Source organism: Sphaerisporangium aureirubrum, assembly GCF_042658925.1.
GTDB classification, from domain to species: Bacteria; Actinomycetota; Actinomycetes; order Streptosporangiales; family Streptosporangiaceae; genus Sphaerisporangium; species Sphaerisporangium aureirubrum.
Genome location: NZ_JBHSRF010000073.1, coordinates 1 through 14682, shown reverse-complemented (window position 1 = coordinate 14682; position 14682 = coordinate 1). Strand labels below are relative to the sequence as shown.

General features: G+C 70.1%; 11 protein-coding genes. 5 read left to right on the top strand and 6 right to left on the bottom strand.

The genetic code is table 11. The annotated features are described in order from the left end of the window. Positions 1-1824, bottom strand: a complete 1824-nt coding sequence (locus tag ACFP1K_RS32595; protein ID WP_380760621.1) for a fatty acyl-AMP ligase — start codon at positions 1822-1824, stop codon at positions 1-3. A gap of 201 nt (positions 1825-2025) precedes the next feature. Between ACFP1K_RS32595 and ACFP1K_RS32590 the strand changes: the two genes are divergently transcribed. Next, complete coding sequence (locus ACFP1K_RS32590; RefSeq protein ID WP_380760619.1) at positions 2026-2541, top strand: TrmH family RNA methyltransferase; 516 nt, start codon at positions 2026-2028, stop codon at positions 2539-2541. Positions 2542-2583: 42 nt separating this feature from the next. Here ACFP1K_RS32590 and ACFP1K_RS32585 read toward each other — a convergent pair whose 3' ends face one another. After that, entirely contained in the window at positions 2584-3444 is an 861-nt protein-coding gene (locus ACFP1K_RS32585; RefSeq protein ID WP_380760617.1) for an aldo/keto reductase, read from the bottom strand. Positions 3445-3635: 191 nt separating this feature from the next. Between ACFP1K_RS32585 and manD the strand changes: the two genes are divergently transcribed. From manD to ACFP1K_RS32570, 3 genes are all read left to right on the top strand, one after another. After that, complete coding sequence (gene manD / locus ACFP1K_RS32580) at positions 3636-4874, top strand: D-mannonate dehydratase ManD (protein WP_380760614.1); 1239 nt, start codon at positions 3636-3638, stop codon at positions 4872-4874. Between the two features lie 219 nt (positions 4875-5093). Further along, the gene (locus tag ACFP1K_RS32575; RefSeq protein ID WP_380760612.1) at positions 5094-6845 is read left to right on the top strand and encodes a serine/threonine protein kinase; all 1752 of its coding nucleotides are present in this window, start codon (positions 5094-5096) and stop codon (positions 6843-6845) included. 233 nt (positions 6846-7078) lie between these two features. Then, on the top strand, positions 7079-8593 hold the full coding sequence (locus ACFP1K_RS32570) for a hypothetical protein (protein WP_380760610.1): 1515 nt from the start codon (positions 7079-7081) through the stop codon (positions 8591-8593). Between the two features lie 58 nt (positions 8594-8651). Here the strand turns inward: ACFP1K_RS32570 and ACFP1K_RS32565 are convergent, their stop codons facing one another. Genes ACFP1K_RS32565 through ACFP1K_RS32550 form a run of 4 tightly spaced genes read right to left on the bottom strand, consistent with a single transcriptional unit; the run spans position 8652 to position 13200 of the window. Beyond that, positions 8652-10040: a glycoside hydrolase family 5 protein gene (locus ACFP1K_RS32565; RefSeq protein WP_380760608.1), complete on the bottom strand. Its 1389-nt coding sequence runs from the start codon at positions 10038-10040 to the stop codon at positions 8652-8654. 54 nt (positions 10041-10094) lie between these two features. After that, a complete protein-coding gene (locus tag ACFP1K_RS32560; protein ID WP_380760606.1) occupies positions 10095-10883 on the bottom strand; it encodes a carbohydrate ABC transporter permease in 789 nt (262 codons plus the stop codon). Further along, positions 10876-11832 carry a carbohydrate ABC transporter permease gene (locus ACFP1K_RS32555; protein ID WP_380760603.1) on the bottom strand — a complete coding sequence of 319 codons (957 nt, stop codon included), beginning with the start codon at positions 11830-11832 and terminating at the stop codon, positions 10876-10878. The genes ACFP1K_RS32560 and ACFP1K_RS32555 overlap by 8 nt, the downstream gene beginning before the upstream one ends. 48 nt (positions 11833-11880) lie before the next feature. After that, a complete protein-coding gene (locus tag ACFP1K_RS32550; protein ID WP_380760601.1) occupies positions 11881-13200 on the bottom strand; it encodes an ABC transporter substrate-binding protein in 1320 nt (439 codons plus the stop codon). Positions 13201-13638: 438 nt separating this feature from the next. Between ACFP1K_RS32550 and ACFP1K_RS32545 the strand changes: the two genes are divergently transcribed. Then, positions 13639-14682 (top strand): LacI family DNA-binding transcriptional regulator (locus tag ACFP1K_RS32545; RefSeq protein ID WP_380760599.1); only part of this gene is annotated, 1044 nt, incomplete at its 3' end.

Genomic DNA, 14682 nt, shown 5'->3' with positions numbered 1-14682 from the left:
TCACGCCCCCCGCTCCGGCGCGCTCCCGTCCCCCCAGACGGCGGCCCGGCCGCGCAGGTACGCCTCCCGGCAGGCGCTGCGGCGGACCTTCCCGCTGGTGGTCTTGAGCACCAGGCCGCGGGGCCCGAGCACGACCTCGCAGGCGATGCCGTGGTCGCGGCGCACGGTGGCGCGGACGGCGCGGACGATCTCCCGGGCCTGGTCCGGGGTGGGCTCGCCGGCGGTCTCCACGAAGACGACCAGGCGCTCGCCCGCGGCCTCCTCGTGCGCGGCGGGCACGGAGAACGCCGCCAGGCCGCCGGGGCGCACCGACGGGTGGGCGTCGCGCAGGCCGTCCTCGATGTCCTGCGGGTAGTGGTTGTGGCCCCGGATGATGATCAGGTCCTTGAACCGGCCGGTGACGTACAGCTCGCCGTCGTGCAGGAAGCCCAGGTCTCCGGTGCGCAGGTACCGGCGCGGATCGCCGTCCGTCACCGCCGCGCGGAACGTCGCCTCGGTCTCCTCCGGCAGCTCCCAGTACCCCCGGGCCTTGGTCACCGAGTCCACCCATACCTCCCCGATCTCCCCGGGCCCGCACGGCGCCGAGGTGTGCGGGTCCACGATCCTCAGCTGCCCCCCGGGCTTGGTGACCGTCCCGCAGGCCCAGTACGACACGGCGCCCGGGGCCCCGTCCTGGACGGGGACGGCGCGGCCCCGCTCGATCGCCGCCGCGTCCACGCGCAGCGGGCCGCTGCCGCCCATGCTGATGCTCAGCGTGTGCTCGGCCATGCCGTACGTGGGGTAGAACGCGTCCGGCCGGAACCCGGCGGGGGTGAACGCGTCCAGGAACCGCCGGACGGTGGCGGGCCGGATCAGCTCCCCCGAGGAGCCGACGACGCGCAGCGAGCCGAGGTCCCACTCCGCGCGCTGCTCGGGTGTCGTCTTGCGGACGATCAGGTCGAACGCGAAGTTGGGCGCGGCGGTGTGCGTGGCCCGCACCCGGGACACCACCTCGAACCACAGCGACGGCTTGCGCAGGAAGCTCAGCGGCGACAACACGTACGTCCGGGACGAGTACCCGACGACGGTGTTGAGCAGGAAGCTGATCAGCCCGAGGTCGTGGAAGTGCGGCACCCAGGTGACGGCCACCGTCTCCTCGCCCAGCCCGAGGTCGCGCGCGAGGGCCACCAGTTCGTGGCCGATGTTGCGGTGGCTGACCACGACGCCCTTGGGCGTCCCGGTCGACCCCGAGGTGTACTGCAGGAACGCCGGCTCGTCGAGATCCTTGGGCTCGTGCCAGCCGTCGAACACCTCGGCCGTCACGCCGTCCCCGCCCGTCCCCGGATGCGTCGACTCCCACGGCACCGGCGGCCAGCGGTCGTCCGGCGTGACCAGCAGCCGGTAGTCGTCGTGGGTGAGCACGACCGCCGCGCCGCACCCGGCCGCCACTCCGGCCAGCACCTCGGCGTCGTATCCCGGCCGGAACGGGTTGGGCGGCGCCACCGGCACCGGGATCACCCCCGCGGCCAGGCACCCGAGGAACGCGCTCACGAAGTCAAGCGACGGCAGGTAGAGCAGCACGGCCCGCTCCCCCGGAAGCACACCGCGCCCCGCCAGCAGCCGCCGGATCCGCTCGGTCTCGGCCACCAGCCCCGCGACGTCCAGCGACGCGACGTCCCGCCCCGCCTCGTCCACGAACACGAACAACTCACGCTGAGGCACCCGCGCGTACAGAGCCCGCAGCGCCGCCGGCAAGGTCCACTCACCCTCCGGTGCCCCCGGCACCGGCACACCCGGCACCGCTCCCACCCCATGACGCATGGGCATGCTTCCGGAAGCGGTCACCGGCCACGTCCCCCTCAGCAGCTTTCTGATGAATCGGACAAGTAGCTACATACTTACACATACACCCCAGGACTTCATCCCAAGAATGCGTCCGCACCGTATGCTGGGCCAAAACCCCGTCGATGGCCCGGACGCGCCGCTGAAAGCGCCCACCGCCATGCGCCACCACCCCTGCCCCGCGGGAGCCGTCCCCGCCCTCCGATGAGCGGCATCCGGGTCCGCACCCGCAAGGACCTGCGCGCCGAGCGCCGCCGCCACCCACCCCGCTGCCTCGGCCACCTGATCGCCGCCCCCCTGTGGCCACTGCACGGCGTCAACCTCGGCACCCTCCTGCGCACCTGCGACGCCGCCGGCGCCTGCCTCGCCGTCCCACGCCTGCCCTGGACCACCGAGGCCCTCGCCCGCGGCAACACCCTGCGCCGCCCGGCCTGCGTCCACTGGGTCCGTGACCCGCTGACGTGGCTGGACGGGGAACGCGCCGCCAGAGCCCACATCCTCGGCGTCGAGCTGGCCGAGAACGCGACCCGCCTGGCCGACCTCCCCATGGCCCGCCGCCCCACCGTCACGGTGCTCGGCCACGAGCGGGACGGCATCCCGCCCGAGGCCCTCGACCTGCTCGACGAGGTCGTCGAGATCCCCATGATCGGCACCGGCGCCAGCCTCAACGTCGCGGTCGCCGCGTCGCTGGTGCTCTACAAGCTGGCGGGATTCGCCTGACGGCACACGGCCGCCCGCCGTGCGGCGGGCGGCCGGGCAGGGTTACGCGGCGTCCAGCCGGGCCACCTCGTCCGCGGAGAGCCGCAGGTCGGCGGCCTTGGCGGAGTCCTGGATGGTCTCCGGGCGGGAGGAACCGGGGATGGGGATCACCACGGGGGCCTTGGCCAGCATCCAGGCCAGGCAGACCTGCTGCGGGCTGACGCCGTGGTCGCGGGCGACGTCGGCGAAGGGGGTGAAGCGGTTGCCGAGCTCACCGGCCCGCGAGATGCCGCCGAGCGGGCTCCACGGCAGGAACGCGATGCCCATCTCGGCGCACAGCTCCAGCTCGGGCTCGCTGGAGCGGAACGTGGGCGAGAACTGGTTCTGCACGCTGACCAGCCGGCCGCCGAGGATCTCGTCGGCCTTCCGGATCCGCTCCGGGTTGGCGTTGGAGATCCCGGCGAAGCGGATCTTCCCGGCGTCCAGCAGGTCCCGGATGGCCCCCACCGAGTCCTCGTACGGCACCTTCGGGTCCGGCCGGTGGAACTGGTAGAGGTCGATCGCCTCCACGCCGAGCCGCTTGAGCGAGGCGTCGCAGGCCTGCTTGAGGTAGTCCGGCGAACCGTTGACGGTCCACGAACCGTCCCCCGGCCTGAGGTGACCGCCCTTGGTCGCCACCAGGACCCCGGAGGTGTCGCCGCCGTAGCTGGCCAGCGCCTGGGCGATCAGCACCTCGTTGTGGCCGATGTCGTCGGCGTACAAGTGATAGGCGTCCGCGGTGTCGATCAGGGTGACCCCGGCGTCCAGCGCGGCGTGGATCGCCCGCATCGAACGTCCCTCGTCCGGCCGGCCCTCGATGGACATCGGCATCCCGCCGAGCCCGATCGCCCCGACCTCCACGTCACCGATACGGCGTGTCTGCATGACGAACCTCCTCAAGCCATCATCAGAGCTCACCCATAACCAGCGAAATCCGCTTTACGCGAGTAGCGCCGGATTTGTTCGCATTCTCACCATAGGGCCGGACGGCGAGTGACCCGATCGAGGGTCTCGCCCGCAGGGCGGGAAGTGTTAGGTGGAACAGATCGATTCCGCGGCGCCCCAGGGGGATCCCAATGATCATCAAGTCCGCCGACGTCGTGGTGACGAGCCCGGACCGCAACTTCGTCACCCTCCGCGTCGTCACGGACGACGGCCTGACCGGCCTCGGCGACGCCACCCTGAACGGCCGGGAGCTGGCCGTCGTCGCCTACCTGCGCGACCACGTCGTCCCGCTGCTCATCGGCAGGGACGCGCACGCCGTCGAGGACACCTGGCAGTTCCTCTACCGCGGCGCCTACTGGCGCAGGGGCCCCGTCACCATGGCCGCCATCGCCGCCGTCGACGTGGCGCTGTGGGACCTCAAGGCCCAGGCGGCGGGCATGCCGCTGTACCAGCTGCTCGGCGGCGCCAGCCGCACCGGACTGCTCGCCTACGGGCACGCCAGCGGCCGGGACATCCCGGAGATCTTCGAGTCGGTCCGCCGCCACCTTTCCGAGGGCTTCCGCGCCGTCCGGATCCAGGCCGGCGTCCCCGGCCTGACCGCGATCTACGGCATCGCCGCCAACACCACCTCCCCCGGCAACGCCGGCAAGCGGTACGACCACGAGCCCGCACAGCGTGCCGCCCTCCCCGCCGAGGAGGACTGGGACACCCCCTCCTACCTGCGCCACATCCCTACGGTCTTCGAGGCCGTGCGCGCCGAGTTCGGCCCGGACCTGCCGCTGCTGCACGACGCCCACCACCGCCTCACCCCCATCCAGGCCGCCAGGCTCGGCAAGGCCCTGGAGCCCTACGACCTGTTCTGGCTGGAGGACTGCACCCCCGCCGAGAACCCGGAGGCCCTCCGCCTGGTCCGCCACCACACCACGACCCCCCTCGCCATCGGGGAGGTCTTCAACACCGTGTGGGACTACCAGCTGATCGTCCGCGAGCAGCTCATCGACTACGTCCGCTCCGCCGTCACCCACACCGGCGGCATCACCCACCTGAAGCGCGTCCTGGAGTTCGCGGCCCAGTACCAGATCAAGTCCGGCATGCACGGCCCCACCGACATCTCCCCCGTCGGGATGGCCGCCGCGCTCCACCTCGGCCTGGCCATCCACAACTTCGGCATCCAGGAATACATGCGGCACGGGCCCCTGACCGACACCGTATTCCGGCAGTCCTTCACATTCACCGACGGCCTTCTCCACCCCGGCGACCGGCCGGGCCTCGGGGTGACACTGGACATGGAGGCGGCGGCCCGGTTCCCGTACCAGGCGGCGTATCTGCCTTTCAACCGCCTGCGCGACGGCACCGTCCACGACTGGTGATCGTGATGACACCGGAGATTCGCCCGGCAGGACGGTGAACTGCGGAAACAGAGCAGGATAAAACGTTTTCCCGCCGAAGATCCGTCATGCTGAATTAGCGCGTATTAACCGGTACAGAACTCATGAGCGGGGATGCCGCTGTTTCATCGGCGGCGCACCGCGCCGATGGACTACCCTTGGCGCACCTATGGGTGATCACCGATTATGCGGGGTGGAGCGTTGACGGTTCCTCGGGTCCTGGCGTTCAGAGGGCCGGAACGGATCGGTGACTACCAGATCACGGCTCTGCTCGGCGAGGGCGGGCAGGGCACGGTCTACCTCGGCCGGTCCGCGGGCGGCGGCCGGGTGGCGATCAAGGTGCTGCACGCGCGGTTCGCGACCGATCCCGAGCCCCGGCGGCGGTTCCTGCGCGAGGCGGAGGTCGCGGCGAGCGTCGCCGCCTTCTGCACGGCCAGGGTCCTCGGCATCGGCATCACCGACGAACAGCCGTACATCATCAGCGAGTACGTCCCCGGGCCCTCGCTCGAACAGCTCGTGAAGAGCGACGGGCCTCGGACCGGCAGCGGGCTGGAGCGGCTGGCGGTCTCCACGCTCACCGCGCTGGCCTCCATCCACCGGGGCGGCATCGTGCACCGGGACTTCAAACCGGCCAACGTCATCCTGGGTCCCGAGGGCCCGGTCGTGATCGACTTCGGCATCGCCCGCGCGCTCGACCACATGACCCAGAACACCCACCTGGCCGGCACCCCCGCCTACATGTCCCCCGAACAGCTCACCGACCACCCGCTGACCCCGGCCTCCGACATGTTCTCCTGGGCCAGCACGATGATCTTCGCGGCCACCGGCCGGACCGCCTTCCCCGCCCAGAGCGTCCCGGCGATCCTGGCCGCCGTCCTGTACGGCGAGCCCGACCTGACCGGCGTGCCCGACCCCCTGCGCACGCTGGTCGCCACCTGCCTCGCCAAGGACCCCGCCGAGCGTCCGACCGCCGACCGGCTGTTACACGACCTCACCTCCGGCGACACGGCCGACCTGCGCGGCCGCCGCCCCGGCCGCCACTCCGCGGAGCGCGCGGACGCGAAACCGCCGGCCTCCCCCCACATCCGCACCCTCATCGACCGGTCCCACGGCCCGGCCGCCGCCGCGGACCGCGCACCCGCGGCCCCGCCCGCCGCGAGCGAGTCACAGACCTCTCCCCCGGGCCTGGACGGCCGTACGACGTCACCGGCCCGGCCCGCCGGTCGCGCCTCCCGGCGCCCGCTGATCGCCGTGGCGGCCGTGGCCGTCGCGCTGGTGGTGACGGCGGGGCTGGTGTTCGTGCCGTCCTGGTTCGGCGGCACCGACGCGAAGCCCCCCGGGACGTCCCTGGACCTCGCGTACTTCTCCAGGGTCGACGTCACCGACCACTTCGCCGAGGACACCTCCAAGCGGTACGCCAGCCACCAGCCGAGCCGCGACGAGACCCTGCCCGCGCTCAAGGTCGGCGGCGACAGGTTCGCCGCGACCGCCCCGGTGCCGTTCTTCGGCGTGGTCGCGGGCCCCGGCATCCCCTCCTCCGGCCAGGTGGTCAGCATCATCACCGTGGGGCGGTTCGCGGGCACCGGGCAGCCCGAGGACAGCGTCTTCGTGGGCTGGGTGAAGGACGGCGGCGGCTACATCACCGCCTGGTACAACAACACCCGCAAGGACACGGGCATGGACATCCGCATGGACGGCAGCTACCTCGGCACCCCGAGCCCGGCGCCGCTGACCCTGGAGCCGGGCGACCGGCTCGCGCTGCTCATCTCCGGCGACACCCTCAGCTCCTACGCGGAGACCGGCGGCGAGTGGCACCGCCTGCGCACCACCTCCATCGCCCCGGTGCTCGCCTCCGCCGAGACCCGGCGGCAGTACCACTACGGCTTCGGCATGCGCGGCACTCTCGGCACCATCAGCATCACCGGCGCCGAGGGGCGCAGCACGGCGGAGTAGCGGCGCATCCCCTGTAACGCCAGATGCCCGATTCCTCTATATAACTATTGGTGACGATACGGTCACTTCGGTACCCGAGATCGGTTGCCGGTGATTACGGTTGCGTTGATCTGCTGATCGGGGGGTGGCGGGGCGGCACTGCGGGGCGGCGGACGGACGAGGGGGGCATGAGTTCGGATCAGGCACCGGGTGGCGGGGAGAACCCGGGGAGACGAAATCGTCGGGACCAGCTGATGTTCGCGGGGAAGTCGCTCGCGGGGCTGGTCACGTTCGCGGTCACGGTGGCGGCGTTCTGGATCACGGTGATCGACCGGCCGCCGGCGCCCACGTTCGGCGACTGGCAGGCGAAGGCGGGTGCCGCCTGCGAGCGGAACTTCGGCAACGCCCAGCTCTCGCTGCACACGGCGCTCCTGCAGGTGGCGCCGCTGGTGAAGGCGCCGCCGCCGGCGGGCAAGCAGGACGCCGGCATGACGGCGGTCATGCACTCGATCGACCAGCTGGCGTCGTCGTTCCGGGCGATGAGCGCGGACATCCGGGAGATCCCGGTGCCCTCGGACCACGACCGGGCGGACATCGACGCCTTGCTGTCGGCCAACCAGGACGTCGCGGGCACCTTCTCAATGATCGCCACGGTGCTGGTCAACTACCAGGTCGGGCAGGTGAACGCCCCCGAGCTGCAGAAGACGACCACGGCGATGCAGAAACTGGTGACCTCAACGATACCGTCGTGGCTCGGCACCGCGCGGCGGCTCGGCCTCACCCCCTGCCTGGCGATCATGGGCACCGAACTTCCCACGCCCGCGCCGAGCACGGTCCCGGCCACCACGGCCCCCGCCACCCCCGCGCCGGCCACGCCGTCCCCGTCGCCGACCGGCTTCACCGAGGCCCAGCGGGCCCTCACCGCGTCGCTGAGCACCAACGTGCTGACCCGTTGCGACCCGGCGTCCGACGAGGAGAACGACAAGATCATCGCGGCGGTCAACTGCGACGCCGCCCGCACCGGCCCCACCAAGCGCCCCCTGGTCATGCGCTTCGCGAGCGCCGACGCCCTGCGGGAGTGGCGCACCGCACGCTCCGGTGGCCTCACCGCCAAGGGCTGCGGCAACGGCGACTCCAGCCGTGGCTGGACGCACAAGAAGGTCGCCGTCGGCACCCTCATCTGCAAGCCCGGCAGCGACGACAACTACCTGGCCATGTGGACGTTCGACGACGACAACATCGGCGTCATCGCCGAGGCGGGCGACCGCAAGACCATCTACACCTGGTGGACCAAGAACGCCTACCTGCTGACCCGCGCCATCGACGCCTCCCCCACCCCCGACGGTTTCACCGCCGCGCAGCAGACCCTGGTCGGCAAACTGAAGACGAGCGTCCTGACCGACTGCGACCCCACCCCCAAGGAGGAGAACGACAACGTCGTCGCCGCCGTCAACTGCGACGCCACCCGCACCGGCCCCACCAAGCGCCCCCTGGTGATGCAGTTCGTCAGTGTGGAGGCCCTGAAGTCCTGGCTCGCCACCCGCTCGGAAGGTCTCCCGTCCACCGGCTGCTCCACCGGCGACTCCGCCCGCAGCTGGAACAACGAAGGCACCCGCAAGGGCACCCTGGTCTGCAAGCCCGGCAGCGACGACAACTACCTGACCATCTGGACCTTCGACGCCGCCGCCGTCGCCGTCATCGCCGAGGCCGGCGACCGCGACACCATCCGCGACTGGTGGGCCAAGAACGCCAACCTGCTGACCGAATGACCAGGCCCGGCCACCGCTGGTCGCGGTGGGCCGGGCCGGGCGCCGGTGCTGATCCGGGTCAGCCGGCGGTCAGCTGGTCGCGGAGGGTGGTGCGGACGTCGCAGTTCTTCAGGGCGAAGGAGTCCGCGAGGTCGATGAGCTCGCCGTCGGTGAGCCCGCGGAAGAGCTCGGCGTACTCATAGGCCAGCGGCTGGGCGACGGTGAGGTTGAGCAGGAGGGTGCGAACCCAGTCGAAACGGCCCCAGGGGTAGGGGTCGAAGGTGGGGAACTCCTTGTCGATCAACTCGTAGAAGGGCTTGGTGACCTCGGCGACGCCGAGACCGTCGCTGCCCCACTGGTCGCCGCCCAGGCGGTTCTTCTTGGCGACGAAGTCGCCGAAGCGCTTCATGTACGGCGAGTCGGGGCGGACCATGACCAGGCCCTGGCGGCCGAGGTCCTTGTACATCCAGATGGACCAGCCGGCGTCCTCGCGGCGGTAGATGTCCAGCTGGTCGGCCAGGAGCTCGCGGCGCATGACGTCGGCGCGCTCGTCGGCGGGGTCGCTGGGGTGGCCGGAGTAGATGGGGCCGAACTCGCCGACCCACACGGGGGTGTTCGTCCTGCGGCAGTACTCGGTGCGCTCGGCGTACTTGGCCTCGAGGGCGGCCCTGTCGAAGTACTTGCCGGCGGTGAGACCGGGGTAGTCGCCGCCGCCGCCGAGGCCGGGGGCCGCGTAGTCGTGCGCGACGTAGACGGTGTTCTCCCACGGCTCGTCGAAGACGTCGAACTCGGTGGAGTAGGTGTTGCCGTCCAGGAACAGGATGTGCCGGGGGTCGACGGCGCGGATGGCCTCGACCAGGCGGGTGTAGAACGGGCCGACCACCTCGCGCGACTCGTCGGCGGGCTCGTTGATCGGGTTGTACCCGGCCACCCAGGGGTTGTCCTTGTAGTGCTCGGCGATGTGCTCCCACATCGCCACCACGCGGTCCTGGAAGTGGGGGTGGTCCCAGAACGCGGGGCGGTGGGTGGGGTTGTCGGAGTGCCAGTGGTGGTTCTGCGAGCCGGGCAGCGCGTGCAGGTCGATGACCGAGTAGATGCCGTGCCGCGCGCACGCCTCGATCGCGCGGTCCAGATGCCGGAAGCCCTCCTGCTTGAACTCGAACGGCCTGGCGTCGTCCTCGAAGTGGCGGTAGTTGACGGGGAAGCGCACGCAGTTCATGCCGGCGTCGGCCAGCAGCTTGGCGTCGTCCTCACCGAAGAACGAGGTCAGCAGGCGCTCGAAGAAGAGCTCGTAGCGGTCGTCGCCCAGTACCGCCCGGACCGTACTGCGCATGAGGGACTCGTTGCCGGAGTATCCGGTGATGAAGTTCTCCATGTTCAGCCAGCCGCCGACCGCGACGCCGCGCAGACGGACGGCGTTGCCCGCCTCGTCGACGAACTGGCGTCCCGCGGTACGAAGAAACGTCATGTGGTCTGTTCCTCACATCTGATGGTCGCGTGATGGGGGAGAAAGCACGGGGGGTTACTTGATCGCGCCGGCAGACAGGCCGCGCTCGAAGAGTCCCTGCAGGCACAGGTAGGCGACGATCTCGGGGATCGCGGTGATGACCGCGCTCGCCAGCACCTTGGTCTGGTCGTTGCTGAACTGGCTGACGAAGAACTGCGGCAGCAGGGTGACCGTCTGCTGGGCCGGGTCCTGGATCAGCACCAGCGGCAGCAGGTAGGCGTTCCAGGAGCCGATCAGCGTCAGCACGACGATCGCCGCGGCGATGGGCCGCGTCATCGGCACCACGATGTAGCGGAATGCGGTGAACGTGCCGGCGCCGTCGATCCGCGCGGCGTCGAACAGCGCGTCCGGCACGCCGTCGATGAACCTGCGCGCGATCAGGATGGTGAACGGGATCTGCAGCGCGGCCAGCGGCAGCACTACCGCCCAGTAGGTGTCGTACACGCCGAGCGCCAGGGTCGTGGCGAACAGCGGGGTGAGCAGTACGACCTCGGGCAGGGTGAGCGCGGCCAGGATCATCCAGAAGTAGATCTCCTTGCGGCGGATGTGCAGCTTGGAGAACCCGAACGCGGCCAGCATCGTCAGGACGTACACGATCAGGATCGTCGAGACGGAGATGATGACGCTGCTCTTGAAGAACGTCCCGATGGCGCCGACCTCGAAGACCGCGCGGTAGTTTCCGACGCCCTGGCCCGCCAGCGACCCCTGCACCATGACGATCAGCGGGAACAGGTACGGGACGATCATCAGGGTGACGATCACCTGCAGCACGAGCTTGGCCGGCAGGCGGCGTGCCTCAAACACCGGTGTCACTGTCCTTTCGGTTGGCGCGGGCGGCGATGGCGATGGCGCCGACCAGGGCCAGGATGAGCAACATGATCGACAGGGCCGCCCCGTACCCGACGTGGGCGCTCGGGATGCTGATCCGGTAGATGTAGGTGCCGAGGAACTCGGTGGCGTAGTTGGGGCCGCCGATGGTCACCAGGTAGGGCACGTCGAAGGTCTTCAGCGCCCCGATCACGCTGAGCATGCCGAGCGCCACGGTCGTGCCCCGCACCCCCGGCCACACGATGCTGACCAGGGTGCGGATGTTGCTGGCGCCGTCGGTGCGGGCGGCCTCCAGCGTCTCGGGGTCGATCTGCCCCATCGCCGCGTAGTACAGCACGAACGTCAGGCCGGTGAAGTTCCAGACGGTGATGAACATGATGACGGGCATCGCCGTGCCCGACTGGGCGAGCCACGGCTGGGACAGGAACCCCAGCCCGATGTGGTCCAGCGTCCAGTTGAGCTGGCCGTCGGCGGCGAACATCTGCCGGAACACCGGCGCCATGGTCGCCGGGGCGATGACCACCGGCGTGAACACGATCACTTTGTAGACGGCGCTGAGCTTGATCTTGGAGTGCAGCAGCGCCGCGAACACGAACCCGATGGCGGTCTGCGCGCCGAACGTCACGATGAAGAAGATCACCGTGTGCCAGATGGCCTTCCAGAAGATCGGGTCCTGGAAGATCTGCTCGTAGTTGCCGAAGCCCACCGAGGTCGGCGTGGGGCTGGTGCCGTCCCAGTCAAGGGTCGACAGGTAGCCGGTCTCGCCGATGCAGTAGTAGAGGATGCCGACGACCAGGACGAACGCCGGCATGATCCACGGAAGTCCGGAGGGCCGGAACCCCCTCCCCCGGGACTTGCCCGGGGGAGGAGGCGCGGTGGACGACGGACGGCGCGCCCCGGTCTTCGGCGAGGTCGTGGAGGTCATGGGTCTCCCTGCACGTGTTCGGAATCGGGACGGACCGCCCGGGAGGAATTACTTGATCTTCGAGGCGGTGGCCTGCAGCGTCGCGGCCGCCTGCTCGGGGGTGGCCTGACCCGCCGCCACCGTGGTGGAGGCGACGCCGATCGCGGTCTGGAGGTCGGCGACGACCGTCGCGAGACGCGGCTCGGTGGACTTGCCGGCGTCGCTGATCAGCTTCTCCAGCGCCGGCTTCTGCACCTCGGGGTTGACCAGCTTCACGGTGTCCCAGTTGGGCTGGGCGCTGGTCAGCGCCGGGATGTCGTTGAGGATGTCGGCCACGACCTGCTGGCCCGCGGCCGAGGTGCCGAGCCACGTCGCGAACGTCGTGGCGGCGGCGATGGACTTGGACTTCTGGTTCACGGCCAGGCCGAAGTCCGCGTCACCGTAGAGCGCGCCGACGTTGCCGGTGCCCGCGATGTCCGGGAACGGGATGGGGAGCTGGGTGAACGGCTTGGGGTCGGCGACGCCGGCGCCGGAGATGGCCGCCGTGCTGCCCTCGATCGTGGAGTACTGCATGTACCAGGTGCCCATCATCACCATGGCGTACTTGCCGGACATGAAGCCGTTGTTGGCGTCGGGGTACTGCTGCATGCCGAGGGCGCCCTCCTGCATGATCCCGTCGTCGAACAGCTTCTTCCAGAGGGTCAGCGCCTTGACGATCGCCGGGTCGGTCCACGGGACCTCGCCCTTGAGCGCCTTCTCCCACACGCCGGGGGCGACGTTGTCGGTGATGGCCTGCAGCGTGTCCTCGTTGAACGCGGTCTGCGCGGCGCCCTGCACGAAACAGCCGACCTTGTTGGCCTTGAAGGTCTCGCAGACCTTCTTCCAGTCGTCGTAGGTCTTCGGCGGGGTCAGCTGGTACTTGTCGAACAGGTCCTTGTTCACCCAGACCGTGCCGGAGAACACCGAGCCGACCGACAGGGCCGCGAGCTTGTCGCCGTTCATGAGGCTGGTCACGCCGATCGGGGCCAGCTTCGACTGCCAGTCCGCGCCTACCGCCTTCTCGACGGCCGGCTTCAGGTCCACGGCGTTCACGCCGTAGATGTCGACCGAGCCGTTGGCGGCGCCCGGCGCGACGTCGAACACATCCGGGCCCACCGACGAGGCGAGCGCGGGCCGGATCGCCGCGTCGTAGCCGTCGATGGTGAGCTTCTTGAAGGTGACCTTGATGTTCGGGTACACCTTGTTGAACGCCTTGATGTACGCCTCGGCGGGCGCCGCGTCGGGCGTCCATCCCCACCAGGTGATGCTGCCCGAGTCGGCCGAGCCCTTGTCGGCGGTCTCGGCCGGCTTGCCGCCGGCGCACCCGGTGAGCGTCAACCCCACGGTCATCAGCGCGGCGACTGCTCCAAGGGGACTACGCTTCCCGACTCGCGAGGATCCCAGCATGTGATCTCTCCTTGCACGTGATAGGCACGCACCGTGGTATTGACACCGCTCCGCGCCCTGCGGGGACTGCCGAGGGTTCGACCGAACGTCCAGAGCCGGAACTGTTAACAACTTCCGAAAGTTTCGAAAGTGGTCTCGAGAGAGCGAAACACCGGGCGCCGTACAGTGTCAAGAACTTGAGCCGAATTGTTTCCGTTGAGTTTCGAAACCCTAGATCTTCACAGCCCGGTCATCTAGCCTTGACCGGAGCGTCACGCTGGGGTCTCATGGGCCCTTGGCGGGGGGTTTCCGCTGTTCCGTGGCACCTGGACCACATCGGGCGTCCCGATGCTACGGTTATAGAAAGTTTCGACAGGTCGAACCAACGCGTGAAGAGGTGTCGTGGCGATCGAACCGTTTGCCCCGAGCACACGGAAGCGGGCATCAGGCAAGCGCGCCAACCGGGTGACCATCGCGATGGTCGCGCGGGAGGCGGGCGTGTCCGTGCCCACCGTGAGCAAGGTGCTCAACGGGCGGGACGCCGTCGGCCCGGAGACCCGCAGGCGGGTCCAGGACGCGCTGAACTCGACAGGCTACCAGCGTCGGGCCAGGTCAGAGCCCCGCAAGGTGGGCCTGGTGGACTTCGTGATCACCGAGCTGGACACGGCGTGGGCCTGCGAACTGCTGCGCGGCGCCGAGCAGGAGGCGTACCGGCTCGGCACCCGGCTGGTACTGACGGTCACCCACGACCGGCAGGACAACCCGCGCGAGTGGCTGCGCGCGCTGACCTCCCGGCCGACCGACGGAGTGGTCCTCGTGGGGTCGAGCACCAAGCACGTCGCCGTCACGCGGCTGCGCACGATCGAGGCGCCGTTCGTGGTGATCGACCAGTTCGGCGGGTACGACCCGGACATCCCCACCATCGGGGCCACCAACTGGGCCGGGGGTTTCACCGCCACCGAGCACCTGATCGAACTCGGCCACCGCCGCATCGGCGTGATCACCGGGCCGCACGACGTGCGGTGCAGCCTGGAGCGCCTGGACGGCTACCGCGCCGCGCTGCGCCGGGCCGGCCTGCCGGTCGACGAGAACCTGGTCCAGCAGGGCGACTTCTACGCCGGCGGCGGCCGTCGCGGCACCGCCGCGCTGCTCGACCTGGCCGACCCTCCCACCGCGGTCTTCGCCGGCTCCGACCAGCAGGCGTCAGGCGTCTATGAGGAGGCCCACGCCCGCGGCCTCCGCATCCCCGACGACCTCAGCGTCGTAGGCTTCGACGACACCGAGGTCTGCGAGTGGATGTCCCCCCGCCTCACGACGGTCCGCCAGCCGTTGGCCCAGATGGCCGTACTGGCCGTCCGCAACGTCCTGGAACAGGCCCACCCCCCCGGCGAACAGCCCCTCCGCCTGGAACTCTCCACCAGCCTGGTAACCCGCGAAAGCACCACC